The sequence below is a fragment of the Pseudomonas sp. Ors-4-3C genome (assembly GCF_055755035.1).
On record NZ_CM146900.1, the window covers coordinates 5,314,596 to 5,339,205 of the forward strand.

Here is a 24,610-nt window from a genome sequence, read left to right on the forward strand (position 1 = left end):
AGGCGCTGAACGAGGACAGCTTCATGGAAGCATTGCACCAGAAAATCCGCGAACAAGGCATCGTGCTTTCCGACCAGGTCCTGAAAGTCGACGCCTTTCTGAACCATCAGATCGACCCGGCCCTGATGAAGCTGATCGGCGACGAATTCGCCACGCTGTTCAAGGATTCGGGCATCACCAAGATCGTCACCATCGAAGCCTCGGGCATTGCCCCGGCGATCATGACCGGTCTGAACCTGGGCGTGCCGGTGATCTTCGCCCGCAAGCAACAGTCCCTGACCCTGACAGAAAACCTGCTGTCGGCGACCGTTTATTCGTTCACCAAAAAGACCGAAAGCACGGTGGCCATCTCGCCACGGCACCTGACCAGCAGCGACCGCGTGCTGATCATCGACGACTTCCTGGCCAACGGTAAGGCCTCGCAGGCGTTGATCTCGATCATCAAACAGGCTGGCGCCACCGTTGCCGGTCTGGGCATCGTGATCGAGAAGTCGTTCCAGGGCGGCCGGGCCGAACTGGACTCGCAGGGCTACCGCGTTGAATCGCTGGCCCGCGTGAAATCGCTGAAGGATGGCGTCGTTACCTTCATCGAATAATCCACGCCGCATTACCCCCTGTGGGAGCGGGCTTGCTCGCGAAGGCGTCGTGTCAGTCGAGCTATTCTTTGACTGACACGACGCCTTCGCGAGCAAGCCCGCTCCCACAGTTGGTTTTGGGTGAGCCGTTACTGCGCGGTGGCTTTGAGGCCGGTGAGTAGCAGGCGCTGGAACAGGTCTTCTTTCAGGCCTTCCGGGTGGGTCAGTTGCATACGTTCAAGGTGTTCAGGGAACGTCGAAGCCTCCGGCGCATCCAGCGCGGCCTTGCCCAGCTCCAATATCTCGCTCAGCTTGAACTTGCTCTTCAGCCAGTTCAGCGCCCGCAGCAGATCCCGCTCGATCACGGTGAAATCACAGCCCAGCGGATACTCCGGAAACAGATTCGGATGCTTTGCGGCAATCGCCTGCAAGCGTTGCGGCGTGTTATCGGCGAAACGCGGATCGAGACGGAAATCCTGCGGCAGTTTGCCGACCTTCTGCGCCTGCTCGATCAGTTCTGGCTGGAAGCGTGAATCGCTGATGTTCAGCAACGACTCGATCACCACCGCATCGGTCTTGCCGCGCAGATCGGCGATGCCGTACTCGGTGACCACGATGTCGCGCAGGTGCCGTGGAATCGTGCAATGCCCGTATTCCCAGACGATGTTCGAACTGACCTCGCCGCCGGACTCACGCCAGCTGCGCAGGATCAGAATCGAACGCGCATCGTGCAGCGCATGGCCCTGGGCGACGAAGTTGTATTGCCCGCCAACACCGCTGAGCACCCGCCCGTCTTCCAGTTGATCGGCCACGCCCGCGCCCATCAGCGTCATGGTGAACACTGTGTTGATGAACCGTGCATCAAGCCGTTGCAAGCGCTTCAATTCTTCCTGCCCGTACAGCTCGTTGATGTAGCTGATGCGGGTCATGTTGAATTCGAGGCGCTTGCTCAACGGCAATTCGCGCAGGCGCTCGTAGAAACTGCGTGGGCCGAGGAAGAAGCCGCCGTGCACCGAGATGCCATCGGTCTGCGCCGACTCATCGAGGGTGCCGGCGTTGGCCTGCTCCTGAGTGTGCACGTCGGGGTAGACCTTGCGCCGGATGATCCCGGCATCGGCCAGCACCAGCAGGCCGTTGACGAACATTTCGCTGCAGCCATACAGGCCTTTGGCGAATGGGGCGGTACCGCCCTCGCGCTCGATCAACTGTGCCCACTGACTGAGATTGAGATCAGCCAGTACCGCCTGATAACCGGCGTTGTCCGCTTGCCGCGCGAGCAATGCGGCGGTGAGCGCGTCGCCCATCGAACCGATGCCGATCTGCAAGGTGCCGCCATCGCGCACCAGGGTGCTGGCGTGCAGGCCGATGAAATGATCCTGAAAGCCCACCGGCATGTTCGGCGTGGAAAACAGCGTGCTGCTGTCCTTCGCGTCGATCAGCAGGTCGAAGGTGTCGATATCGACTTCGGCATCACCGGGCATGTACGGCAGATCGGTGTGCACCTGGCCGACCAGCAGAATGGTCTCCCCGGCGTCGCGGCGCTTGGCGATCATCGGCAACAGGTCGAGGGTGATGTCGGGGTTGCAGCTCAGGCTCAGGCGATCAGGATGTTCGCTGCTGCTGGCGAGCAATTGCGCCACCAGATTGAGGCCGGCGGCATTGATGTCGCGGGCGGCGTGGCTGTAGTTGCTGCTGACGTAATCCTGCTGGGCCGGCGGGCTGTTGAGCAGACTGCCGGGCTGCATGAAAAACTGTTCGATGCGGATATTGGCGGGCAGGCTGTCGCGGTGCAGGTCGGCAAGGAAATCGAATTCGGGGTAGTCGCCGAATACACGATCGACGAAGGGTTCGATGAAGCGCTTCTGCAGACCGTCACCCAGCGTCGGCCGACCGAGGCACAGCGCGGTATAGATCGTCAGTTGCCGCTCGGGCAAGTCCTTGATCCGCCGGTACAGCGCGTTGACGAAGTGATTGGGCTTGCCCAGCCCCAGCGGCATGCCCATGTGGATGTGCGCCGGCAAGCGTGCAAGCACGTCGTCCACTGCCTGTTCGATCGAACACAACTGCACCATCTGAAGCCTCCTGCCCGTTCCGTGAATAGGGGTAGACCGAGCTTGCCTCGACTTTGCTGCAAAGGACAGCGAAAGCCGTGAATCGCAGGCACAAAAAAACCGTCCGAAGACGGTTTTTTTCGTCAGAAGCGCGCCTTGTTACAGGCCGGACATCTTCTTGATCGCGCCCTTGAGCTCGTCGTCCGAGCAATCGGCGCAGGTGCCTTTTGGCGGCATGGAATTGATCCCGGTGATGGCTTTGGCGAGAATGCCATCGAGGCCGCCCTGATGATCGGCGCGGTCTTTCCAGGCGGCGGTGTCACCGATTTTCGGTGCACCCAGCAGGCCGGTACCGTGGCAAGCGTTGCAATGTTTTGCAATCACTTCGTCCGGCGTCTTTGCACCACCGCCGCCGCCAGTGGAGGCAGCGACTTCCATTCCTTTGCATTCCTGCCCCTGAACGCACACCTGGCCGACCGGCTCGAGGCGCTTGGCAATGTCGTCATTCGTCGCAGCTTGAGCGCTGACAGCCCAGAGGGCCAGTACGGTTGCTGGTGCGGCCAGCATTTTCATAATTAGATTCACGCGTTCACCCTCAATGGTGGCTATTCACGCCTGCGGCCACGGTTCGCAGGCGGGCGCAAGTATAGCGGGTAGCCCGCCACACTGAAACAACCCCATAGTCGAAGGGGTTATACCGCGCGATGGAAAAACTCTGCGGATGCCTTCGCCGTCATGGCTTGGCGCCTCTATCGTTAAAAATTTGCCGGCGTGGCTGCGCTGATTAGTCGCGCAGGCGCGTCGAACGGATTACGGAAGCGATGCGGCTTGGTACTTTCAAAATAGTAGCTGTCGCCGGCTTCGAGAATAAAAGTTTCCAGGCCCACCACCAATTCCAGACGACCTTCCACCAGAATCCCGGTTTCCTCGCCTTCATGGGTGAGCATTTCTTCGCCGGTATCGGCGCCCGGCGGGTAGATTTCGTTGAGGAACGCGATGGCCCGGCTCGGGTGTGCGCGGCCGACCAGTTTCATGGTCACGGCGCCGTCGGAAATGTCGATCAGCTCGTTGGCCTTGTAGACGATCTGGGTCGGTTTTTCCTGCAGGATTTCTTCGGAAAAGAACTCGACCATGGACATGGGAATCCCGCCCAGAACCTTCCTCAGCGAACTGATCGAAGGGCTGACGCTGTTCTTTTCGATCATCGAAATGGTGCTGTTGGTGACGCCCGCGCGCTTGGCGAGTTCACGCTGGGAAAGCCCTTTGAGCTTGCGGATCGATTGCAGTCGTTCACCGACGTCCAAGGCGGGAGCCTCCTGATGTTGTAAGAATATTGAGCGTTATCATGGCGACAGCGTTCAGTATTTACAACACTTGGCCCCCGCAGCGGCGTCAACCCTCGGAATAGAGCCTTGGCACGCGACGCAGGTTGCAGAAGATCTGATACGGAATGGTGTCCGCCCACTGCGCCACTTCGCTGGCGAGGATGTTCTTGCCCCACAGCTCGACGGTCGAACCGAGGTCGGCTTCCGGCACATCAGTGAGGTCGATGCACAGCATATCCATCGACACACGGCCAAGAATCCGGCTGCGTTTGCCGGCCACCAACACCGGAGTGCCCGTCGGCGCCTGACGCGGGTAGCCATCGGCATAACCCATGGCAACCACGCCGATGCGCATCGGTTTGTCGGTGACGAATTTGGCGCCGTAGCCGATCGGCTCGCCGGCGGGCAATTCGCGCACACAGATGACTTTCGATTCGAGGGTCATCACCGGTTGCAGGCGCTCGGCCACGGCGTTGGCTTCTTCGAACGGTGTGGCACCGTAGAGCATGATGCCCGGACGCACCCAGTCGCTGTGGATCTGCGGCCAACCGAGCACGGCCGGCGAGTTGCGCAGGCTGACTTCGGCGGCGAGGCCCTGACGCGCCGCCTCGAACACCGCAACCTGATCGGCGCTGCTTTGCTCATGCAGTTCATCGGCGCGGGCGAAGTGGCTCATCAGCACGATCTTCGCCACTTTGCCGCTGGCCAGCAGGCGCTGGTAGGCGGCCGCGTAATCCTTCGGATGCAGGCCGACGCGGTGCATGCCCGAATCAAGCTTCAGCCACACGGTGATCGGCTTGCCCAGGGTTGCCTGCTCGATGGCTTCGAGCTGCCACAGCGAGTGCACCACAGTCCAGAAATCATGCTCGACGATCAGCGCCAGCTCATCGGCTTCGAAGATGCCTTCGAGCAACAACACCGGGGCCTTGATGCCGGCCGCGCGCAGCTCCAGCGCTTCTTCGATGCAGGCGACGGCAAACCCGTCGGCCTCGGCTTCCAGCGCCTGGGCGCAACGCACCGCGCCGTGGCCGTAGGCATCCGCCTTGATCACCGCCAGCGCCTTGGCGCCGGTGACTTCGCGGGCAATTCGGTAGTTGTGACGCAGGGCTTGAAGGTCGATCAGGGCACGGGCAGGACGCATGGCAGCAGACTTCTTGGCGGTCATGGGAAGAAAAACCGGCGCTGGCTGACGGCGTGAACCGCCAACAGCGCCGGGAGAGGGATCTTTGAAACGGTTACGGCAACGCGGCGACGATGGAAATCTCGACCAGGATGCTCGGCTTGGCCATCTTCGCTTCGACGGTGGCACGGGCCGGGGCGGCGCCTTTAGGCAACCACTGATCCCACACCGAATTCATCCCGGCAAAGTGCGCCTCGATGTCGTTCAGGTAGATCGTCGCCGACAGCAGATGCTGCTTGTCAGTCCCGGCCAGATCGAGAAGGCGCTCGATATTGGCCAGAACTTCGCGGGTTTGTTGTTCAATCCCGGCGTTGAAGTCGTCGCCGACCTGTCCGGCCAGATACACCGTACCGTTGTGGCTGACGATCTGACTCATGCGCTCATTGGTGAGCTGGCGCTGGATTGCCATGTTTTGCGGACTCCTGAGGCTTGTTGCCGTAACGGGAAATATCGAGGCCTTCGGCGCTGATCTGCGGTTTTTTCTTCGCCATCAGATCGGCCAGCAAACGACCGGAACCGCACGCCATGGTCCAACCCAGGGTGCCGTGACCGGTGTTGAGGAACAGGTTCTTGAACGGCGTGGCACCAACGATCGGCGTGCCGTCCGGCGTGGTCGGACGCAGACCGGTCCAGAAGCTCGCCTCGGCCAGATTGCCGCCCTGAGGATAAAGGTCGTTGACGATCATCTCCAGGGTTTCGCGCCGACGCGGGTTCAGCGACAGGTCAAAACCGGCGATCTCGGCCATGCCGCCGACGCGGATGCGGTTGTCAAAACGGGTGATCGCGACTTTGTAGGTCTCGTCGAGAATGGTCGAAGTCGGGGCCATGTCCGGGTTGGTGATCGGCACGGTCAGCGAATAACCCTTGAGCGGATACACCGGCGCCTTGATGCCCAGCGGCTTGAGCAACTGCGGCGAGTAGCTGCCGAGGGCCAGCACGTAGCGGTCGGCGGTTTCCAGTTTGCCGTCGATCCACACGCCGTTGATGCGGTCACCAGCGTGGTCGAGGCGCTGAATGTCCTGGCCGAAGCGGAATTCCACACCGAGTTTCACCGCCATTTCCGCCAGGCGCGTGGTGAACATCTGGCAGTCGCCGGTCTGATCGTTCGGCAGACGCAGGGCGCCGGCGAGGATGTCGGTGACGTTGGCCAGTGCCGGCTCGACGCGGGCAATGCCGGCGCGGTCGAGGACTTCAAACGGCACGCCGGATTCTTTCAGGACGGCGATGTCCTTGGCGGCGCCATCGAGCTGTGCCTGAGTGCGGAACAGCTGGGTGGTGCCGAGGCTGCGGCCTTCGTAGGCGATGCCGGTTTCGGCGCGCAGTTCGTCGAGGCAGTCGCGGCTGTACTCGGACAGACGCACCATGCGTTCCTTGTTCACCGCGTAACGGTTGGCGGTGCAGTTGCGCAGCATCTGCGCCATCCACAGGTATTGGTCGATGTCGGCAGTGGCCTTGATCGCCAGCGGCGCGTGGCGCTGCAGCAGCCACTTGATGGCCTTGAGCGGCACGCCCGGCGCGGCCCACGGCGAGGCGTAGCCCGGCGACACCTGACCGGCGTTGGCGAAACTGGTCTCCATGGCCACGGCTGGCTGCCGGTCGACCACCACCACTTCAAACCCGGCACGGGCCAGATAGTAAGCACTGGCGGTACCGATGACGCCGCTACCCAAGACCATTACGCGCATTTTTGTATCCCTCATCGCGGCAGGGCCGCGTACGTCTGTTGTTAGAGCAATGATGCGCGCAGTGTAAAAAAGAATGGCCAGTGCATTTCACTATATAAGCGCCTATATTTGGCGACAATTCTCGGCAAAAACCCTTTTCACGGAGGCGCATCCCCTATGCGTACCAACACTCAGACCAAACGTGAGCTGGACAAGATCGATCGCAACATCTTGCGGATCCTGCAGGCGGACGGGCGCATATCGTTTACCGAACTCGGGGAAAAGGTCGGGCTGTCCACCACGCCGTGTACCGAGCGGGTGCGGCGGCTGGAGCGCGAGGGGATCATCATGGGCTACAACGCCCGCCTGAATCCGCAGCACTTGAAGGGTAGCCTGCTGGTGTTCGTCGAGATCAGCCTCGACTACAAATCCGGCGACACGTTCGAAGAGTTCCGCCGCGCGGTGCTGAAATTGCCGCACGTGCTGGAGTGCCATTTGGTGTCAGGGGATTTCGACTATCTGGTGAAGGCGCGGATTTCCGAGATGGCCTCGTACCGCAAACTGCTGGGCGACATTCTGTTGAAACTGCCGCATGTGCGTGAGTCCAAAAGCTATATCGTGATGGAAGAGGTGAAAGAGAGCCTGAGCCTGCCGATACCGGACTGAGATTTGGAAGATCAAAAGATCGCAGCCTTCGGCAGCTCCTACATGGAAATGCGTTCTCCTGTAGGAGCTGCCGAAGGCTGCGATCTTTTCAGACCAGCACCTGCCGATTCGAAGCCATGTACTCGAAGATCTGCCTTTCAACCCGCGGATGAATCAACTCCACCGGCCCCCGCCCGTTCGGGCACGGCAACGTCTTCGTCGTCCCGAACAACCGGCAAATCAGCGGTCGCTCTTCATACACCGTGCAACCATTCGGCCCCAGGTGCACACAGTTCAGTTCTTCCATCGCCGCATCCTGCTCGGCGCGGGTCTTGCGCGGCAGGCGTGACATTTCTTCCGGCGAGGTGGTCACCGGCCCGCAGCAATCGTGGCAACCGGGTACGCACTCGAACGAGGGGATCTGCTGACGCAGGGTGCGGATTTTCTGGCTGTTGCAGCTCATCGAAACAGTAACCCACATGAAATAGGCGGCAATTGTGCCGCAAAAGCCGTGATCCAGACAGCAACGGCCGACCAGTGTTGCCCGTCTTTGGCCGTGCGGCTTATGCTCCGTCAAATTTTCTCGACACCCAGCCGTTGGATGATGCCCATGAATGCCCGCGCCCGAACCTTCGCGAGCCAACCCCACGTTGCCTCTTACTACGCCGCCAGCAGCCTGCCGCAGCCTGACCATCCGGTGCTGCAAGGCGAAGTGATTGCCGACGTGTGCGTGGTCGGCGGCGGCTTCTCGGGGTTGAACACCGCGCTGGAACTGGCCGAACGCGGCCTCAGCGTAGTGTTGCTGGAAGCGCATCGGATCGGTTGGGGCGCCAGTGGTCGCAACGGCGGGCAGTTGATTCGCGGGGTCGGCCACGGGCTCGACCAGTTCACTAATGTCATCGGTGCCGACGGCGTACGCCAGATGAAACTGATGGGCCTGGAAGCGGTGGAAATCGTCCGCCAGCGCGTCGAACGTTTCCAGATCCCGTGCGACCTGACCTGGGGCTACTGCGACCTTGCCAACAAACCTGCCGACCTTGAAGGCTTTGCCGAAGACGCCGAAGAGCTGCGCAGCCTCGGCTATCGCTATGAAACCCGTCTGCTGCAAGCCGATGAAATGCACACCGTGGTTGGCTCCAAGCGTTATGTCGGCGGCTTGATCGACATGGGTTCCGGGCACTTGCATCCGCTGAATCTGGCGCTGGGCGAAGCCGCTGCTGCGCAACAAATGGGCGTCAAACTGTTTGAACAGTCGGCCGTCACCCGCATCGACTACGGCCCCGAGGTTCGCGTACACACCGCTCAAGGTTCAGTGCGGGCGAAAACCCTGGTGCTGGGCTGCAACGCTTATCTCAACGACCTCAATCCACAACTCAGCGGCAAAGTACTGCCCGCCGGCAGTTACATCATCGCGACCGAACCGCTTTCCGCAGAACTGGCGCACAGCCTGCTGCCGCAAAACATGGCGGTCTGCGACCAGCGCGTGGCGCTGGATTACTACCGGCTCTCGGCGGATCGACGCTTGTTGTTCGGCGGCGCCTGCCATTATTCCGGGCGCGATCCGAAAGACATCGGCGCATACATGCAGCCGAAGATGCTTGAAGTGTTCCCGCAACTGGCAGGCGTGAAGATCGACTATCAATGGGGCGGGATGATCGGCATCGGTGCCAATCGACTGCCACAGATCGGCCGGCTCAATGATCAGCCGAACGTGTATTACGCCCAGGCCTATTCCGGGCATGGGGTGAATGCCACGCACCTGGCGGGCAAATTGCTCGCCGAGGCGATCAGCGGGCAGCACAGCGGTGGCTTCGACCTGTTTGCCAAGGTGCCGCACATCACTTTCCCCGGCGGCAGGCACTTGCGTTCGCCGTTGCTGGCGCTGGGGATGTTGTGGCATCGGCTCAAAGAGCTGGTCTGAGGTTTTTGCACCAGCCTTAATGCCCTCATCGCGAGCAGGCTCACTCCTACAGTGGGAGCGTATTCCCCTGTAGGAGTGAGCCTGCTCGCGATGGGGTCAGAAACAGCACCACATCCTTCAGATCCGCCAGAACGGCTTCAACCCCTCTTCATGCGCCTGCTCCCGGGTCAACCCGACATCCTTGAGCTGCTCCGGCGTCAGGTTCAACAGCGCCTTGCGCGTGTGCAGACGATGCCAGAACAGGCCCCAGCGACTCAGGCCGGACGGCGCGTTGCGCATGGCGGTATTCCATGCACTGTCCTCCTGCCCTGCCTCCAGTTCCTGACTGTGTAACGTCAGCCGCACATCGCTCAAGCCGTTCATTTTTGTCGCTCCTGTTTACTTGGGTAGCCAGAGATTCCATGATGCGCGGGTCGGCAAAAGCATTACAGATTCAACACTTCTGTATTAACTCCATACAGATTTGCCATTCCTGAGACTGAATCACCGATTTTTGCCGCATCTGTACTGGTTTAACGAATCACCTGCATCGAGGCAGTGCCATGACCCTGTATGTGAACCTCGCCGAGCTGCTCGGCACCCGCATCGAACAAGGCTTCTACCGTCCTGGCGATCGCCTGCCTTCGGTGCGCGCCTTGAGCGTAGAACATGGGGTCAGCCTCAGCACGGTGCAGCAGGCCTATCGCATGCTCGAAGACAGCGGCCTGGCCACACCGAAACCCAAGTCCGGCTACTTCGTGCCGGTGGGTCGCGAGCTGCCGGAGTTACCCGCAGTCGGGCGGCCGGCGCAGCGGCCGGTGGAGATTTCGCAGTGGGATCAGGTGCTGGAGCTGATTCGTGCGGTGCCACGCAAGGACGTGGTGCAACTGGGGCGCGGCATGCCCGACGTAACCACGCCCACCATGAAACCGCTGCTGCGCGGACTGGCGCGGATCAGCCGCCGCCAGGACATGCCCGGTCTGTATTACGACAACATTCACGGCACCCTCGAACTGCGCGAACAGATCGCTCGATTGATGCTCGACTCCGGCTGCCAGTTGAGCGCCAGCGACCTGGTGATCACCACCGGTTGCCACGAAGCGCTGTCCACCAGCATCCACGCCATCTGCGAGCCGGGCGACATCGTCGCGGTGGATTCGCCGAGCTTCCACGGCGCCATGCAAACGCTCAAAGGCCTGGGCATGAAAGCCCTGGAAATCCCCACCGATCCGCTCACCGGCATCAGCCTCGAAGCGCTGGAACTGGCGCTGGAGCAGTGGCCGATCAAGGTCATCCAGATCACCCCCAACTGCAACAACCCGCTGGGCTACATCATGCCGGAGTCGCGCAAGCGCGCCCTGCTCAACCTGGCACAGCGTTTCGACGTGGCGATCATCGAGGACGATGTGTATGGCGAGCTGGCCTACACCTACCCGCGCCCGCGCACAATCAAATCCTTCGACGAAGATGGTCGAGTGCTGCTGTGCAGCTCGTTTTCCAAGACCCTGGCCCCGGGCCTGCGCATCGGTTGGGTGGCACCGGGTCGTTATCTGGAACGGGTGCTGCACATGAAATACATCAGCACCGGTTCCACCGCACCGCAGCCGCAGATCGCCATCGCCGAATTTCTCAAGGGCGGCCATTTCGAACCGCACTTGCGGCGGATGCGCACGCAATACCAGCGCAATCGCGACGCGATGATCGACTGGGTCACTCGCTACTTTCCTGCCGGCACCCGCGCCAGTCGCCCGCAGGGCAGCTTCATGCTCTGGGTCGAACTGCCCGAGGGTTTCGATACGCTGAAACTCAACCGTGCGCTGCTCGATCAAGGTGTACAGATCGCCGTCGGCAGCATCTTTTCCGCCTCGGGAAAATACCGCAATTGCCTGCGAATGAACTACGCTGCCAAACCGACACCGCAGATCGAAGAAGCAGTGCGCAAGGTCGGCGCAGCGGCGAGCAGATTGCTGGCCGAAACCGAGTCATTCGAGCCGAAACGTACCGTGCCCGTCGAAGCGACGAAGGTCGGCGACACGGCTTGAGGCATCGCTGACGCGGGCCTCGATGTCCAGCTCCACGTCGAGATGACGGCCGGTGGCGATGCTGCCCGCGCGCCAGCTCACGATGCGATCGCCAGGCTGCAGCAAATCCGCCGCGCCCGCCCGCTCTCCCTCGCGCTGCCACTGCACCGGCGCGCCGTCCAGACGCACCGTCACTATGCGTACCTGCAACCGTCCCGGTGCCCAGCGATAATGCAGCGCATCGCTGCTCGGGGCAGCAAAGGACCAACTGATCGAGCGCACATCCGGACATTGAATCCGCAGATGAACCCTGCGCACCCCGAAGCTGCCGTCGTCGCCACTCGATGGCCGCGCCAGCAGTTGCGCCCTCGTCAGGACGCCATAGTCCACAGCGTCCGGCGACAGCGTCATCTGGCAGCTCGCACTGGCCATGGCGGATGCGGACAACAGCCATGCCAGCATGATCTGGACAATCCATCGTTGCATGGGAAAAACCTCAGTCATGTATTGCTCAAAGGCTGACAGAGCGCTTCGACAGGCTCGATCAGTGCGTGCTCGTCAGGCGATTCGGCCAGGGTGAATTGCAGCTCGCAGTGCGTGGTGTCCGATAGCTGCACCCGCAACGGTTGCCCAGGCTTGATGTCCGGCACAAAGATCGTCCCGGCCTCAAGCACCGTGGTCACGTATTCACCTTGCCCGTCCTGTACGGCCAGGCCACTGGACAGCCATTGCCGATCAACCGTCCTGGCCTTCAACAGCACGCGCCGCACGCGGGTGATGGAGAACTCCAGGTGCTGCACCGACCCACGCCCGGCTTCCACTTCTTGATAACCGTCGAGCACCTCGACGTTGCGCGGCAGGCTCAACGGGTCGACTTCCAGCCGGGCGGTCGAATACGCCGGCAGACTCGCCACAGCCCGGCCCGCTCCGTCCGTCCACACCGGACCTTGCGGCGTGGACAACTTCAGACCCGCACGATCGCCGGCCTTGAGCACGCCAAAGGTCTCGCGCAGCGGATAGGGCGACAGCGTGACGCCATCGCGATGCAGTGCCATGCCGCCACGCAGGCCCACGTCGAATTCGCGCGCTTCGTCCCGCTGGCTCATACCGAGGTCCAGACGGGTGTAACGGGCCAGAGCGTTGACTCGCAATCCGAGGGACGGCGCCGCGTCTTCACGGTGTTCGGCACTGGCGCTGTAGGCCAGGGTTTCACTGAGCACTTCGCTCATCGACACGCCACTGCGCACCCCGGATCGTGGGTCGCTGCGCAGGTAGCTGCGAACCCGGCGCTGTTCGCCCAATGGCATCGCCGCCGTCAGGTAAGCCGAGGTGCCCCGACGCCCCGCGTCGGCATCGCCGATTCCCCGTTCCAGGCTCAACGACAGACTGATCCGCGCGGGCAGCGTCTGCGACCACGACAGCCCCAGGCGCATATGCGGCGGCTGATCCACGCGGGTGTACCGCGACCAGGTCATGCCGAACGCGCCCCAGCGTTCGACGGAACCGTTGAGGGCAAACGTCCAGTGCTCGCGCCCGGGCAATTCGGCACGGCCCTGCTGCGAGTTCCAGCCAGTGTCCGACAGCGTACGAAAGCCCTGGCCACGACGCACAGCGACCACGCTGGTGGACAGGCTCGGCGCCAGCACGGCATTGACGGTCATTTGCACCTGATGACCCGCAACGCCTGTAGCCCGGTCGCTGGACAGCAGCTGGCGCACACCGGTGGTCAGATTACCCGGCCATTGCCGCTGCAGCCCCCACCCCGCCGACAGGTAGTCCGAACCACCGAGTACACCGCCACTCATGCGCAGCGCTCGCGACAGGCTCCATTCCTTGCCAAGGGTGGCGAACGACGGCGCCCGACGATCATCCGAGCCCTGGCGTCGCACAGTGCCCAGCGCCAGATTGAACGTGTCGGCCCGCTCGAACCGGGCATCCTGCAGGCTGGCGGCCGGGACGCGAAAGCGCCGCACCTGCCCTTCTTGCTCGTGCACGCTCACCTCAAGGTCAAGCTGGTTGCTCAACAACGGCAGCGCGCGCAGGGTGAACGGCCCGGCAGGAACTCGCGTGGTGTAGATCGGCACGCCGTTCTGCCGGACTTCGATCCGCGATGGCGACCAGGCAATGCCCTCGACCTCACCACGCGCACCCCATTGTGCCGCACGCATTTGCGCGAACGCGTCTTCCGGCAGGATCTGCACGCCGCTGAACGATTCGCCGGCAAACAGGGGCGACTGCAGATTCAACTGGCCGATCTGCACGCTGGCTTCGTCGTCTTCCAGGGTGTGCATGCCATAGGCATACAGATGCTCGAAACGCGTGCTGTCCGGAAGTTGCGTGTAGGACTGCCGGCTACGCAGGATCCAGTCACCGGCATTCAAGCCAATCTCCGAGCCCAGGCTGCGAAAGTCGCTGCGCTGTCCCTCGTGCCGGCTGCCCATCAGCAACGCATCGTAGTTAAACACACCGCCCACACCACCATTGGCGAAGCTGCGCGATTGAAACTCCGGCAACGCCAGCAGGTCGGTCGGCAACAGCAGGTCGATCTGTTCCTGGCCGGGATGCAACTCAATGATGGCCGAGGGCAGACCTTCGCGCAGTGTCAGGCACGGCTGTCGGTCTGCCGACGCCGCAGAGGTTTGCGAGCGCACGCCGGCAGCCTTGAGCAAGGCCGGCTGCAGGCACGGCTCGCCCTCGGCATCGAACGTCACGAACACGCGGCCGCGAGGCTGTCCATTGACCTCCAGTGCTACCAGGCGCGTGCCCTGGGAGAAACGCGGTGCCTGGCGGAAGTACGCAGCCAATGCGGGGTCGAGTCCGCGCTCGCGAAGCAGCTGCGCATCGAACTCCACCACCTCGCCGGCCAGCGCTGCGCCTGCGCCCTGAACCATCACCAGTGCCAGTCCCCGACGGGCAGGCCTGCGCATCAGTGCGTTACCGGAGCATCGAAGTGATCGACCGCAAAGCCATAGGTGGTGGCCGGAAAAATCCGCACGCCCATGGTCCGCACCGTCGAACTCAAGGGCAACGCGACAGACAGGCGCTCGCCAGGCAGGATCCAGGTGCGCGGCAGATCCACCGCCTGTGTGCCCGGCAGCGGAACAATCGCCTTCGCCAGGCGAACGACGTAAGGACTGGGATTACTGACCAGCAAGCCTTCAGCAGTGGCCGACCAGCTCAGGCGATGCCATGGCTCGCGCTCCACCGGCAGGCCGGCGGGGCGCAGGATCACCGGCAAGTTTTGCCGCACGCCCAGATTGACCCGGGCGCCGTCAGCACTTGCCACAGGATTGATCCCTTCAAAAATCACCCGCTTCAGACGCTCGGTCTGCAACGGTTCGGCGCTCTGCAAAATGAACCGCACTTGCTGCACTGCCCCGGCCTCGACACGGGTTACCGACGGGCTGAACAGCAACTGCGTTTGATCATGCGGCTCGATGTTTACCACCGTGGTGTGCAGCAGGGCCGGACGGGACTCGGTATTTCGGACATTCATCGTCGCCTCCCCGAGACCTTCATCCACCACCAGCACAGGTGTTTGCGGCACCATTCCGGCAGCGTGGGCGTTGGGCATCAAAATCACGGCGAGCAGGCACAGTGGCAGCGCCCTGAAGCCAGGACGGCACATTGAAATCGGCATCGGGATTGTTCCGCTGGAAAGTTTCAGCGCCCCCGTCTAAGGACGCGCCGAATGAACCTGAAAGAACCCGGCAACGGCCGGGCTCTGTCGATCAGAGGTAGTACATGTCGAAGGTGACCGAGCCATCGAGCGGGATCTCGCTGGCGATCGGCAGCGCGTTACTCGGGCCAATGATCGGCAACAGGCTCATCGGAAACCCGTGATGGCGCGCCGCGACCGGGCCGGCTGCCACGGTACCCCAGGAGTACAGCGCCGGGGCATTGCTCACCAGCGGCGAGGAAGGCAATTGCCACGCCGGCGCCGCCAGGGTGCGGGTCATCAGGGTCTGCTGGATACCGTCGGCTTCCGGACGCCCGTGGCGCAGAGCGAAGCCGCCGATACGGATGCCGCCGATTTCGCCTAGCCCGTAAAACAAGGCCGGATCGCTGTTACCGGCGCCATCGTTGATGCCCGGCAATTTGGTTGCCGCACGATTGTCTCTGACCGACACCTCCACCGGCGCCGGCGCATCGCAATTGATGTGCAGCGAAATATCGTGAGTCGGCAGCAGCGTTTGCGTGGTCTTGTTCAGTGTGGCCGCCGAAATCTTGCGCAGATCGACGGTGCCACCACCGGCAAATGCCGGGATGCACGAGGTCGGAATAATGGTTCCGATCACGTTCAGATCCAAGCTCTCGGCAGCGGCCAGCGTCGGCAATACCGCGGCCGCGATGGCCGCCATCCATGTTGTTTTTTTCATCAGTCCCTACTTGTTCGGCTATTTATAAATGGCAGGTATTCAGGGCATCGCTTTCACCGGGGCCGTGAATACCGGGGGCGATGATTTCCTTTTTTGCAGGATCCGTATGTAGGAATAGGCACCAACCAAGAGCGGAAAAAACGACATGGCAAATAGTCCAAAAACACATGCGAACTCATTCCTACTTTCGAACGACTAATTGTTTACACAGTGTGGCGAGGATCCGCCTGGAAGCGGTCTTTGAAATCCTCTGCATGCCATACTCCGTCACCCCCAGCCCCAGCCGAGAAAGCAACGTGCGCCCCGGAAAAAAATTGCTCGCTGTCTTTGTCCTGTGTTCGTTGGCCAGTGGTTGCGCCAATCTCGATGTAGCACGTGAACCCAGTCAGGCGTTGCCGGCTGCCGGCTCCGCATTCGGTCGCTCGATTCAGGCACAGGCGGCGCCCTATCAGGGCCGCTCCGGGTTCCGCCTGCTGTCCAACAGCACTGAGGCCTTCACCGCTCGCGCCGAACTGATCCGCAATGCGCAAACCAGCCTCGACTTGCAGTACTACATCGTCCACGACGGCGTCAGTACACGGATGCTCGTGGAAGAACTGCTCAAGGCCGCCGACCGCGGCGTGCGCGTACGCATCCTGCTCGACGACACCACCAGCGACGGTCTCGACACGATCATCGCCACGCTGGCGGCGCATCCACAGATCCAGATCCGCCTGTTCAATCCACTGCACCTGGGCCGCAGCACGGGCGTGACCCGCGCCGCCGGCCGCCTGTTCAACCTGTCGCTGCAACACCGTCGCATGCACAACAAGCTGTGGCTGGCGGACAACAGCGTGGCCATCGTCGGCGGGCGCAATCTGGGCGACGAGTATTTCGATGCCGAACCGAACCTGAATTTCACCGACATCGACATGCTCAGCGTCGGCCCGGTGGCCGAGCAGCTCGGACACAGTTTCGATCAGTACTGGAACAGCGCGCTGAGCAAGCCGATCAACGAATTCCTCTCCAGCAAACCGAGCGCCAAAGACCTGCAGAACACCCGCACGCGCCTCGAAGAATCGCTGGATGAAACCCGCAAACAGAACCACGCGCTGTATCAACAGCTGATGACGTTCAAGACCGCGCCGCGCATGGACATCTGGCGCAAGGAACTGATCTGGGCGTGGAACCAGGCGCTGTGGGACGCGCCGAGCAAGGTGCTGGCCAAGGACGAGCCGGACCCGCAACTGCTGCTGACCACGCAACTGGCGCCGGAACTGCGCGGCGTCAGCAAAGAACTGATCATGATCTCGGCGTATTTCGTACCCGGCCAGCCGGGACTGGTGTACCTGACCGGGCGTGCCGACGCCGGGGTCTCGGTGAGTCTGCTGACCAACTCGCTGGAGGCCACCGATGTACCGGCGGTGCACGGCGGTTATGCGCCCTATCGCAAGGCGCTGCTGGAGCACGGGGTGAAGCTGTATGAACTGCGCCGTCAGCCTGGGGATAACTATGGCAGCGGCCCACACCTGTTCTACAGCAAGTCATTCCGGGGTTCGGATTCCAGCCTGCACAGCAAGGCGATGATTTTCGACAGGCAGAAAGCGTTCATCGGCTCGTTCAACTTCGACCCGCGCTCGGTGCTGTGGAACACCGAGGTCGGGGTCCTGGTGGACAGCCCGGAACTGGCCGAACGCGTACGCGAACTGGCCTTGCAAGGCATGGCACCGGCACTGAGTTATGAGGCGAAACTGCAGGATGGCAAGATTGTCTGGGTGACCGAGGACAACGGCCAGATGCACACGCTGACCAAAGAGCCGGGGAGCTGGTGGCGGCGGTTCAATGCGTGGTTCAGCACCACTGTCGGTCTGGAGCGGATGTTGTAGTCAATTGTGGCGAGGGAACTTGTCGAGTCGTCGCACCGTCCCGCTGGGCTGCGCAGCGGCCCCGGAATTTTGTGAGTGCTGCGCACTCAAGCGGGAGCAAGCTCCCTCGCCACAGGTAATCATTCAATTGGAAATCGAATCAGGCCGGCTCGGCGACCGCCCCGAACGCACCTTGGCGCATCAGCAGAATCACCAACCCGAACGCCCCGACCGCCATCAACAGCGGCAACGCATGCCCGCTGATCCACTGGCTGCCCGCCCCCGCCATCAACGGCCCGATCAGACAACCGACACCCCACAGCTGCGCAATGTGCGCATTGGCGCGCACCAGCGCATCGTCGCGATAACGCTCGCCGATCAGGATCAGTGACAAGGTGAACAGCCCACCGGCACTGGCCCCGAACAACACCCACAACGGCCAGATCAGCAGCGTGTCGATCAACAGCGGAATCGCCAGGCTCGACAGCATCAACACCACCGCGCAACCGGTGAACAAGGTACGTCGCGACAGGTAGTCCGCCAGCGCACCAATCGGCAGTTGCAACAGCGCATCGCCGACCACCACCGTGCTGACCATTGCCAACGCGATCTCGGCAGTAAAGCCCTGCTGCAGGCAATACACCGGCAACAACGTGAGGATCATCGCCTCGAACGCGGCGAACAGTGACACCGCCCAGGCAATCGCCGGCAGCTCGCGGGCAAAACCCCACAGATCGCTGAACGTCACACTGCTGGCTTCACTACTCGGCGCACCGCTGCGGCCCATCAACAGCAATGGCGAGACCGTCAGCAGCCCGACGCCGACCCAGAACCCGTAATCGTGCTCAGTGCCGATCGCGCCCAACAGTAACGGACCAGACAGTTGGCTCAGCGCATAGCTGCTGCCATACAGCGCCACCAGACGACCGCGCCAGTGTTCGACCACCAGTTGATTGATCCAGCTCTCGCCAAGGATGAACACGATGGTCAGGATCACCCCGATCATCAGGCGCAGCACCAGCCAGACCGGATAACTCGGCAACAGCGCGAGCAAGCCGATCGACAACGCACCCGCCCACAGGCACAGACGCATCAGGTTCGCCGTGCCGAAACGTGCCGCCAGATGACTGGAAATCTTCGCCCCCAGCAGCACGCCAATCGCCGGCATCGCCGCCATCACACCGATGGCAAAGGAGCCATAACCCCAGCCTTCCAGACGCAACGACACCAACGGCATGCTGACCCCCAGGGCCAGGCCGACACTCAAGACAGACGCCAACACGGCGAAATACGTCGCCCAACGCATGTTCCACGCTCCTGTGGATATTCTTATGTGCGCCACAAAATCACTGTGGGAGCGGGCTTGCTCGCGAAAACGGTTTCACATTCAGCAGATGTGCTGACTGATACACCGCTTTCGCGAGCAAGCCCGCTCCCACAGGGAATCTCTGTTTCGTCAGGGAGCCCGGAGTGACCGGGCTCCCGCTAACGGCTTACAGCTTGATCCACGTCGCCTTCAGCTCGGTGTACTTGTCGAACGCGTGCAGCGACTTGTCACGACCGTTGCCCGACTGCTTGAAGCCGCCGAACGGTGCGGTCATGTCGCCGCCGTCGTACTGGTTGACCCACACGCTACCGGCACGCAGCGCCTTGGCGGTCAGGTGCGCCTTGGAAATGTCCTGAGTCCATACCGCTGCGGCCAGGCCATACGGCGTGTCGTTGGCGATCTGGATCGCTTCTTCGGCGGTGTCGAAAGCGATGACCGACAGCACCGGGCCGAAGATCTCTTCCTGGGCGATCTTCATCGCGTTGCTCACGCCGTCGAAAATCGTCGGCTCGACGTAGGTACCACCGGTTTCCTGGAGGATGCGCTTGCCGCCGGCCACCAGTTTGGCGCCGTCGCTGTGACCGGATTCGATGTACGACAGCACGGTGTTCATCTGCTGGGTATCGACCAGCGCACCGACGTTGGTCGCCGGGTCCAGCGGGTTGCCCGGTTTCCAGGCCTTCAGCGCCTCGATCACCATCGGCAGGAATTTGTCCTTGATCGAGCGCTCGACCAGCAGACGCGAACCGGCGGTGCAGACTTCGCCCTGGTTGAAGGCGATGGCACTGGCGGCGGATTCGGCAGCGGCTTGCAGATCCGGCGCATCGGCGAAGACGATGTTCGGGCTCTTGCCGCCGGCTTCCAGCCATACGCGCTTCATGTTCGATTCGCCGGCGTAGATCATCAACTGCTTGGCAATCTTGGTCGAACCGGTGAACACCAGAGTGTCGACGTCATTGTGCAGCGCCAGCGCCTTGCCGACGGTGTGGCCGTAGCCCGGCAGCACGTTGAGCACGCCTTTCGGAATGCCGGCCTCAACGGCCAATGCAGCGATGCGGATGGCGGTCAGCGGAGATTTTTCCGACGGCTTGAGGATCACCGAGTTACCGGTCGACAGCGCCGGGCCGAGTTTCCAGCAGGCCATCATCAGCGGGAAGTTCCACGGCACGATGGCACCGACCACGCCCACCGGCTCGCGGGTGACTAGACCCAGTTGATCGTGCGGCGTGGCGGCGACTTCGTCGTAGATCTTGTCGATCGCCTCACCGCTCCAGCTCAGCGCTTGCGCCGCGCCCGGGACGTCGATGTACAGCGAGTCGCTGATCGGCTTGCCCATGTCGAGCGTTTCGAGCAACGCCAGCTCTTCAGCGTGCTGCTTGAGCAGGCTGGCGAAACGAATCATGGTGGCTTTGCGTTTGGTCGGCGCCAGGCGCGACCAGACGCCGGAATTGAAGGTGGCACGAGCGTTTTCCACGGCGCGCTGAGCGTCGGCGGCGTCACAGCTGGCGATCTTGCCCAGCAGACGGCCATCGACCGGGCTGATGCACTCGAAGGTCTCGCCGGAGACGGCGTCGGTGTATTCGCCGTTGAGGTAGGCGCGGCCTTCAATCTTCAGGTCGCGAGCACGTTGTTCCCAATCGGCACGAGTCAGGGTGGTCATTCGAGTGTCCTCCTCTTGTTGAATACGAGCGCCGCGTTCTTCGCGGACGTCTTCAGGAATGCTGCCCGGCCGGCCTGCTTTTTCGGCCCAAGGCACCCGCCACCCTAAACCAGCGACCGGGGTTGTTTCAATATATTTGACATAAGCACGCCATACGGCCTTGCGGTGTTCATTTTAATAAACATAGACTTTGGCCCTTTCAAGCCACCGCGCCGTCATCACGGGAGAAAACAACAATGAACATCCAGAACGTCGTCGATATCAGCCTGACCACCAGCACAGCCGAACGCTATCGCCCGGACCCGGCCAAAGTGCTCAAGGGCGATCCCGAGCAAGCGGTGTTCAATCAATACGACAGCCCTTGTGGGCAAATGGGCGTCGGCGTGTGGGAAGGCGCTGTCGGGCAGTGGACGGTGAACTACACCGAGCATGAATACTGCGAAATCCTGCAGGGGGTTTCGGTGCTGCGCGACAGCGACGGCAATGCCAAGACCTTGCGTGTTGGCGACCGCTTTGTGATTCCGGCCGGTTTCCGTGGTACCTGGGAAGTGCTGGAGGCTTGCCGCAAGATCTATGTGATCTTTGAGCAGAAGGCTTGAGGATTTTCGCTGACTGATCCGGCCCTATCGCGAGCAGGCTCACTCCTACAGGGAACCGAATTCCAATGTAGGAGTGAGCCTGCTCGCGAAGAGGCCCGACGAGACACCACAGAAATCCGAGACAACAAAAAAGGCCCGTATCGTGAGATACGGGCCTTTTTTGTAAGTCGGGAAAAATCAATTACTTGATTTTGCCTTCCTTGTAGATCACGTGCTTACGAACAACCGGATCATATTTCTTGATCTCGATTTTGTCCGGAGTAGTACGCTTGTTCTTGTCGGTAGTGTAGAAGTGACCAGTACCGGCGCTCGAGATCAAACGAATCAATTCACGCATGATTAGCTCCCTTAAATCTTGCCATCGCGGCGAAGTTCGGCGAGCACGACACTGATGCCACGCTTGTCGATGATGCGCATGCCTTTGGCAGATACGCGCAGACGCACAAAACGTTTCTCTTCTTCAACCCAGAAGCGGTGATGCTGCAGGTTCGGCAGGAAACGACGACGGGTTTTGTTGTTTGCGTGGGAAATGTTATTCCCGGTTACCGGACCCTTACCGGTAACTTGACATACTCTCGACATGCCTCAGCCCTCTAAAACCACATGCCCAACCCGGCATGGGTTGGCCGCTTAATCTCTCAGTCATTTGGCGCCAGGCGCCGCGTTTCTTTAGAGGTCTTACCGGCTACACCTACAGTGAAGGAACCGGGCCCCTAGAAAAGAGCGCTGCTTTATACCAGAAAGACCGGGGTGCAACAACAATCGATGTGCAATCAACCGCTAAAAAAGCGCATTTTCCGGCTGCGGACGCTTTGGATAAAGGCTGGCGCGAGTTTTGACCACTCGTCGCAGAAAACCGCTCTGACAGAGGTTTCCGACTTTTCCTGGCGCACTGCGGTCTGAAAAACGCCAATGCCCGGCCCCGAAAAATACAAAAGGGGATAGTCATTTGCAATCCAGCCCTCTAGGGTAACCCTTTTCCAGACTGCACCTGCAGATGGCCTTCGATCTGTAAAGGAAGCCGACCATGCGCCTCGCTGCCCTACCCCTGTTGCTCGCCCCGCTTCTGCTGAGCCCCCTGGCCCAGGCCGCCGCCCTGAGCGTCTGCACCGAGGCCAGCCCTGAAGGGTTTGACGTGGTGCAATACAACTCGCTGACCACCACCAATGCCTCGGCCGACGTGCTGATGAACCGCCTGGTGGACTTCGACACCGCCAGCGGCAAAGTCGTGCCGAGCCTGGCCGACAGCTGGGAAGTCAGCACCGACGGCCTGACTTATGTGTTCAAGCTGCACCCGCAGGTGAAGTTTCACAGCACCGACTATTTCAAACCGACCCGCGCCCTGAGCGCCGAAGACGTCAAATTCAGCTTCGACCGCATGCTCGACCCGGCCAACCCATGGCACAAAGTGGCGCAAAGCGGTTTCCCGCACGCCCAATCCATGCAGTTGCCGGCGCTGATCAAGAAAATCGACGCACTCGATCCGCTGACCGTGCGCTTTACCCTCGATCACCCGGATTCGACGTTCCTCGCGACCCTGAGCATGGGCTTCGCCTCGATCTATTCCGCCGAATACGCCGACAAGCTGCTCAAGGCCGACGCCACCGACAAGCTCAACAGCCAGCCGATCGGCACCGGCCCGTTTGTGTTCACGCGCTTCCAGAAAGACGCTTCGGTGCGCTACAAGGCCAACCCGGACTACTTCGGCGGCAAGCCGGCGGTCGACCCGCTGATCTTCGCCATCACCCCGGACGCCAACGTGCGCCTGCAAAAGCTGCGGCGCAACGAGTGTCAGATCGCCCTGTCGCCGAAACCGCTGGACGTGAAAGCGGCGCAGGAAGAACCGACCCTGAAAGTGGAAAAGACTGACGCGTTCATGACGGCTTTCGTCGGCATCAACAGCCAGCACCCACCGCTGGACAAGCCGGAAGTGCGCCAGGCGATCAACCTCGCCTTCGACAAGGCCAACTACGTCAAAGCCGTGTTCGAAGACACCGCCGAACCCGCCAACGGCCCTTACCCGCCGAACACCTGGAGCTACGCGAAGAACCTGCCGGGCTATCCACATGACGTGGCCAAAGCCAAGGCGTTGCTGGCCAAGGCCGGACTCAAGGACGGCTTCCAGACCACCATCTGGACCCGTCCGTCCGGTAGCCTGCTCAACCCGAACCCGAGTCTGGGGGCGCAGTTGCTGCAATCGGATCTGGCGGAAATCGGCATTCAGGCGGAAATCCGCGTGATCGAGTGGGGAGAACTGATCCGCCGCGCCAAGGCTGGCGAACATGACCTGCTGTTCATGGGCTGGGCCGGCGACAACGGCGACCCGGACAACTTCCTCACGCCGCAGTTTTCCTGCGCGGCGGTCAAGTCCGGCACCAACTTCGCGCGCTACTGCAATGCCGATCTGGACAAGCTGATCAGCGCCGGCAAAACCACCAGCGAACAAGGCGTGCGCACCAAGCTGTATGAACAGGCCCAGGCGCAGATTCAGCAGCAGGCGCTGTGGTTGCCGCTGGCGCACCCGACCGCCTATGCGCTGACGCGCAAGGATGTGCAGGGTTATTCAGTGAGCCCGTTCGGTCGCCAGGACTACTCCAAGGTCAATCTCAAATAACCCGCCCTGCACAAAACCTGTAGGAGTGAGCCTGCTCGCGATAGCGATCTTCCAGTCACTGAATAAGCTGACTGAAATGACGCCATCGCGAGCAGGCTCACTCCTACATGGATTTGCGTTTTGCCCGTGAGAGCTACATCCAGCCACACTCCGCCATCGACAGCGGCTCCCCTTCGCCAATGATGAAGTGATCCAGCACCCGCACATCAATCAGCTCCAGCGCCTTCTGCAAACGCTTGGTCAACTGCCTGTCCGCCTGACTGGGATCGGTATTGCCCGACGGATGGTTGTGGCAGAGGATCACGGCCGCGGCGTTGTTCGCCAAGGCACGTTTCACCACTTCTCGCGGATGCACACTGGTGTTGTCGATGGAACCGCGAAACAGTGCCTCGAACGTCAACACTTGATGCTTAGAGTCCAGAAACAGGCAACCAAACACCTCGTGTGGCTCGTGTCGGAGCATGGATTTGAGGTAATCGCGAACAGCCTGCGGATTCTCCAGCGCCGGCTCTCTGCGTGAGCGCTCGGCCAGATACCGCCGGTTCATTTCTTGAGCAGCCTGCAACTGTGCAAACTTTGCGGGTCCCAATCCCAACTGTTTGCTGAATGCTTCCTGATCGGCCTCAAGCAACAAACGCAGGCTGCCGAACTGATTCAACAAGTGTCGCGCCAAGTCCACTGCGCTTTTTCCAACCACCCCCGTGCGCAAAAAAATCGCCAGTAACTCGGCGTCCGAAAGGCTCGCAGAACCCTGTTCAAGTAACCTTTCCCGCGGCCGCTCCGCCGCTGGCCAATCGCGAATACTCATACACCTTCCTTGTCTGTG

The 24,610-nt window shown here is 61.4% G+C and carries 24 protein-coding genes; 7 read left to right on the forward strand and 17 right to left on the reverse strand.

Going from position 1 to position 24,610, the window contains the following annotated elements:
• Positions 1-23: 23 nt before the first annotated feature.
• Positions 24-596 (forward strand): xanthine phosphoribosyltransferase, encoded by a 573-nt coding sequence (locus tag ACVHNU_RS24110; protein ID WP_003229440.1) that lies wholly within the window; start codon positions 24-26, stop codon positions 594-596.
• A 128-nt stretch (positions 597-724) separates the two neighbouring features.
• Here ACVHNU_RS24110 and ACVHNU_RS24115 read toward each other — a convergent pair whose 3' ends face one another.
• The 6 genes from ACVHNU_RS24115 to dadA form a co-directional block, all read right to left on the reverse strand.
• Positions 725-2,647 (reverse strand): acetyl-CoA hydrolase/transferase C-terminal domain-containing protein, encoded by a 1,923-nt coding sequence (locus tag ACVHNU_RS24115; RefSeq protein ID WP_473018430.1) that lies wholly within the window; start codon positions 2,645-2,647, stop codon positions 725-727.
• A 138-nt stretch (positions 2,648-2,785) separates the two neighbouring features.
• Positions 2,786-3,199 (reverse strand): c-type cytochrome, encoded by a 414-nt coding sequence (locus ACVHNU_RS24120; RefSeq protein ID WP_400498810.1) that lies wholly within the window; start codon positions 3,197-3,199, stop codon positions 2,786-2,788.
• Between the two features lie 182 nt (positions 3,200-3,381).
• Positions 3,382-3,930 (reverse strand): cupin domain-containing protein, encoded by a 549-nt coding sequence (locus ACVHNU_RS24125; protein WP_003229444.1) that lies wholly within the window; start codon positions 3,928-3,930, stop codon positions 3,382-3,384.
• An 88-nt stretch (positions 3,931-4,018) separates the two neighbouring features.
• Entirely contained in the window at positions 4,019-5,092 is a 1,074-nt protein-coding gene (gene alr / locus ACVHNU_RS24130) for an alanine racemase (RefSeq protein ID WP_473018431.1), read from the reverse strand.
• Positions 5,093-5,186: 94 nt separating this feature from the next.
• A complete protein-coding gene (locus tag ACVHNU_RS24135; protein ID WP_003229450.1) occupies positions 5,187-5,540 on the reverse strand; it encodes a RidA family protein in 354 nt (117 codons plus the stop codon).
• Entirely contained in the window at positions 5,512-6,816 is a 1,305-nt protein-coding gene (dadA, locus tag ACVHNU_RS24140; RefSeq protein WP_473018432.1) for a D-amino acid dehydrogenase, read from the reverse strand. Before dadA ends, ACVHNU_RS24135 begins: the two co-directional genes overlap by 29 nt.
• Positions 6,817-6,972: 156 nt before the next feature.
• On the opposite strand from dadA, the gene ACVHNU_RS24145 reads away from it, so the two are divergent.
• Positions 6,973-7,461 carry an Lrp/AsnC ligand binding domain-containing protein gene (locus ACVHNU_RS24145; RefSeq protein ID WP_003177284.1) on the forward strand — a complete coding sequence of 163 codons (489 nt, stop codon included), beginning with the start codon at positions 6,973-6,975 and terminating at the stop codon, positions 7,459-7,461.
• Positions 7,462-7,549: 88 nt separating this feature from the next.
• Here the strand turns inward: ACVHNU_RS24145 and ACVHNU_RS24150 are convergent, their stop codons facing one another.
• Positions 7,550-7,903, reverse strand: coding sequence for a YkgJ family cysteine cluster protein (locus ACVHNU_RS24150; protein ID WP_473018433.1), 354 nt, complete (start codon positions 7,901-7,903; stop codon positions 7,550-7,552).
• A gap of 147 nt (positions 7,904-8,050) precedes the next feature.
• Between ACVHNU_RS24150 and ACVHNU_RS24155 the strand changes: the two genes are divergently transcribed.
• Positions 8,051-9,361, forward strand: coding sequence for an NAD(P)/FAD-dependent oxidoreductase (locus ACVHNU_RS24155; RefSeq protein WP_473018434.1), 1,311 nt, complete (start codon positions 8,051-8,053; stop codon positions 9,359-9,361).
• 117 nt (positions 9,362-9,478) lie between these two features.
• Here the strand turns inward: ACVHNU_RS24155 and ACVHNU_RS24160 are convergent, their stop codons facing one another.
• A complete protein-coding gene (locus ACVHNU_RS24160) occupies positions 9,479-9,724 on the reverse strand; it encodes a DUF1127 domain-containing protein (RefSeq protein WP_003229454.1) in 246 nt (81 codons plus the stop codon).
• Between the two features lie 179 nt (positions 9,725-9,903).
• On the opposite strand from ACVHNU_RS24160, the gene ACVHNU_RS24165 reads away from it, so the two are divergent.
• Positions 9,904-11,382, forward strand: a complete 1,479-nt coding sequence (locus tag ACVHNU_RS24165; protein WP_003229457.1) for an aminotransferase-like domain-containing protein — start codon at positions 9,904-9,906, stop codon at positions 11,380-11,382.
• On the opposite strand, the gene ACVHNU_RS24170 is transcribed toward ACVHNU_RS24165, so the two are convergent.
• From ACVHNU_RS24170 to ACVHNU_RS24185, 4 genes are all read right to left on the reverse strand, one after another.
• The gene (locus ACVHNU_RS24170) at positions 11,323-11,847 is read right to left on the reverse strand and encodes a hypothetical protein (protein WP_473018435.1); all 525 of its coding nucleotides are present in this window, start codon (positions 11,845-11,847) and stop codon (positions 11,323-11,325) included. The two genes, ACVHNU_RS24165 and ACVHNU_RS24170, sit on opposite strands and share 60 nt — an antisense overlap.
• 14 nt (positions 11,848-11,861) lie before the next feature.
• Positions 11,862-14,288 (reverse strand): fimbria/pilus outer membrane usher protein, encoded by a 2,427-nt coding sequence (locus ACVHNU_RS24175; RefSeq protein ID WP_473018436.1) that lies wholly within the window; start codon positions 14,286-14,288, stop codon positions 11,862-11,864.
• On the reverse strand, positions 14,288-15,001 hold the full coding sequence (locus tag ACVHNU_RS24180; protein ID WP_262141651.1) for a fimbria/pilus chaperone family protein: 714 nt from the start codon (positions 14,999-15,001) through the stop codon (positions 14,288-14,290). Before ACVHNU_RS24180 ends, ACVHNU_RS24175 begins: the two co-directional genes overlap by 1 nt.
• Positions 15,002-15,092: 91 nt before the next feature.
• Positions 15,093-15,740, reverse strand: a complete 648-nt coding sequence (locus tag ACVHNU_RS24185) for a DUF1120 domain-containing protein (RefSeq protein WP_473018437.1) — start codon at positions 15,738-15,740, stop codon at positions 15,093-15,095.
• A gap of 254 nt (positions 15,741-15,994) precedes the next feature.
• Between ACVHNU_RS24185 and ACVHNU_RS24190 the strand changes: the two genes are divergently transcribed.
• Entirely contained in the window at positions 15,995-17,605 is a 1,611-nt protein-coding gene (locus tag ACVHNU_RS24190; protein ID WP_473018438.1) for a phospholipase D family protein, read from the forward strand.
• Positions 17,606-17,744: 139 nt separating this feature from the next.
• Here ACVHNU_RS24190 and ACVHNU_RS24195 read toward each other — a convergent pair whose 3' ends face one another.
• Both ACVHNU_RS24195 and ACVHNU_RS24200 read right to left on the reverse strand, forming a co-directional pair.
• A complete protein-coding gene (locus ACVHNU_RS24195) occupies positions 17,745-18,890 on the reverse strand; it encodes an MFS transporter (RefSeq protein ID WP_473018439.1) in 1,146 nt (381 codons plus the stop codon).
• 187 nt (positions 18,891-19,077) lie between these two features.
• Positions 19,078-20,571, reverse strand: a complete 1,494-nt coding sequence (locus ACVHNU_RS24200) for an aldehyde dehydrogenase (RefSeq protein WP_201136244.1) — start codon at positions 20,569-20,571, stop codon at positions 19,078-19,080.
• 236 nt (positions 20,572-20,807) lie between these two features.
• On the opposite strand from ACVHNU_RS24200, the gene ACVHNU_RS24205 reads away from it, so the two are divergent.
• Positions 20,808-21,170: a cupin domain-containing protein gene (locus ACVHNU_RS24205; RefSeq protein ID WP_003229472.1), complete on the forward strand. Its 363-nt coding sequence runs from the start codon at positions 20,808-20,810 to the stop codon at positions 21,168-21,170.
• A gap of 181 nt (positions 21,171-21,351) precedes the next feature.
• Here ACVHNU_RS24205 and rpmG read toward each other — a convergent pair whose 3' ends face one another.
• Entirely contained in the window at positions 21,352-21,507 is a 156-nt protein-coding gene (gene rpmG, locus ACVHNU_RS24210) for a 50S ribosomal protein L33 (protein WP_003177274.1), read from the reverse strand.
• An 11-nt stretch (positions 21,508-21,518) separates the two neighbouring features.
• On the reverse strand, positions 21,519-21,752 hold the full coding sequence (rpmB, locus tag ACVHNU_RS24215; protein WP_003229474.1) for a 50S ribosomal protein L28: 234 nt from the start codon (positions 21,750-21,752) through the stop codon (positions 21,519-21,521).
• Between the two features lie 445 nt (positions 21,753-22,197).
• Here rpmB and ACVHNU_RS24220 point away from each other — a divergent pair, with 445 nt between their 5' ends.
• Positions 22,198-23,784: an ABC transporter substrate-binding protein gene (locus ACVHNU_RS24220; protein WP_473018440.1), complete on the forward strand. Its 1,587-nt coding sequence runs from the start codon at positions 22,198-22,200 to the stop codon at positions 23,782-23,784.
• 133 nt (positions 23,785-23,917) lie between these two features.
• Here ACVHNU_RS24220 and radC read toward each other — a convergent pair whose 3' ends face one another.
• The gene (radC, locus tag ACVHNU_RS24225) at positions 23,918-24,592 is read right to left on the reverse strand and encodes a RadC family protein (protein ID WP_473018441.1); all 675 of its coding nucleotides are present in this window, start codon (positions 24,590-24,592) and stop codon (positions 23,918-23,920) included.
• Positions 24,593-24,610 lie beyond the last annotated feature (18 nt).

Excerpts from the sequence above, each read along its gene's own strand:
- ACVHNU_RS24110 (WP_003229440.1), top strand. The coding sequence starts at position 24 with ATGGAAGCATTGCACCAGAAAATCCGCGAACAAGGCATCGTGCTTTCC.
- ACVHNU_RS24115 (WP_473018430.1), bottom strand. The coding sequence starts at position 2,647 with ATGGTGCAGTTGTGTTCGATCGAACAGGCAGTGGACGACGTGCTTGCA.
- ACVHNU_RS24120 (WP_400498810.1), bottom strand. The coding sequence starts at position 3,199 with ATGAAAATGCTGGCCGCACCAGCAACCGTACTGGCCCTCTGGGCTGTC.
- alr (WP_473018431.1), bottom strand. The coding sequence starts at position 5,092 with ATGCGTCCTGCCCGTGCCCTGATCGACCTTCAAGCCCTGCGTCACAAC.
- ACVHNU_RS24135 (WP_003229450.1), bottom strand. The coding sequence starts at position 5,540 with ATGGCAATCCAGCGCCAGCTCACCAATGAGCGCATGAGTCAGATCGTC.
- dadA (WP_473018432.1), bottom strand. The coding sequence starts at position 6,816 with ATGCGCGTAATGGTCTTGGGTAGCGGCGTCATCGGTACCGCCAGTGCT.
- ACVHNU_RS24145 (WP_003177284.1), top strand. The coding sequence starts at position 6,973 with ATGCGTACCAACACTCAGACCAAACGTGAGCTGGACAAGATCGATCGC.
- ACVHNU_RS24150 (WP_473018433.1), bottom strand. The coding sequence starts at position 7,903 with ATGAGCTGCAACAGCCAGAAAATCCGCACCCTGCGTCAGCAGATCCCC.
- ACVHNU_RS24155 (WP_473018434.1), top strand. The coding sequence starts at position 8,051 with ATGAATGCCCGCGCCCGAACCTTCGCGAGCCAACCCCACGTTGCCTCT.
- ACVHNU_RS24160 (WP_003229454.1), bottom strand. The coding sequence starts at position 9,724 with ATGAACGGCTTGAGCGATGTGCGGCTGACGTTACACAGTCAGGAACTG.
- ACVHNU_RS24165 (WP_003229457.1), top strand. The coding sequence starts at position 9,904 with ATGACCCTGTATGTGAACCTCGCCGAGCTGCTCGGCACCCGCATCGAA.
- ACVHNU_RS24170 (WP_473018435.1), bottom strand. The coding sequence starts at position 11,847 with ATGCAACGATGGATTGTCCAGATCATGCTGGCATGGCTGTTGTCCGCA.
- ACVHNU_RS24175 (WP_473018436.1), bottom strand. The coding sequence starts at position 14,288 with ATGCGCAGGCCTGCCCGTCGGGGACTGGCACTGGTGATGGTTCAGGGC.
- ACVHNU_RS24180 (WP_262141651.1), bottom strand. The coding sequence starts at position 15,001 with ATGCCGATTTCAATGTGCCGTCCTGGCTTCAGGGCGCTGCCACTGTGC.
- ACVHNU_RS24185 (WP_473018437.1), bottom strand. The coding sequence starts at position 15,740 with ATGAAAAAAACAACATGGATGGCGGCCATCGCGGCCGCGGTATTGCCG.
- ACVHNU_RS24190 (WP_473018438.1), top strand. The coding sequence starts at position 15,995 with ATGCCATACTCCGTCACCCCCAGCCCCAGCCGAGAAAGCAACGTGCGC.
- ACVHNU_RS24195 (WP_473018439.1), bottom strand. The coding sequence starts at position 18,890 with ATGCGTTGGGCGACGTATTTCGCCGTGTTGGCGTCTGTCTTGAGTGTC.
- ACVHNU_RS24200 (WP_201136244.1), bottom strand. The coding sequence starts at position 20,571 with ATGACCACCCTGACTCGTGCCGATTGGGAACAACGTGCTCGCGACCTG.
- ACVHNU_RS24205 (WP_003229472.1), top strand. The coding sequence starts at position 20,808 with ATGAACATCCAGAACGTCGTCGATATCAGCCTGACCACCAGCACAGCC.
- rpmG (WP_003177274.1), bottom strand. The coding sequence starts at position 21,507 with ATGCGTGAATTGATTCGTTTGATCTCGAGCGCCGGTACTGGTCACTTC.
- rpmB (WP_003229474.1), bottom strand. The coding sequence starts at position 21,752 with ATGTCGAGAGTATGTCAAGTTACCGGTAAGGGTCCGGTAACCGGGAAT.
- ACVHNU_RS24220 (WP_473018440.1), top strand. The coding sequence starts at position 22,198 with ATGCGCCTCGCTGCCCTACCCCTGTTGCTCGCCCCGCTTCTGCTGAGC.
- radC (WP_473018441.1), bottom strand. The coding sequence starts at position 24,592 with ATGAGTATTCGCGATTGGCCAGCGGCGGAGCGGCCGCGGGAAAGGTTA.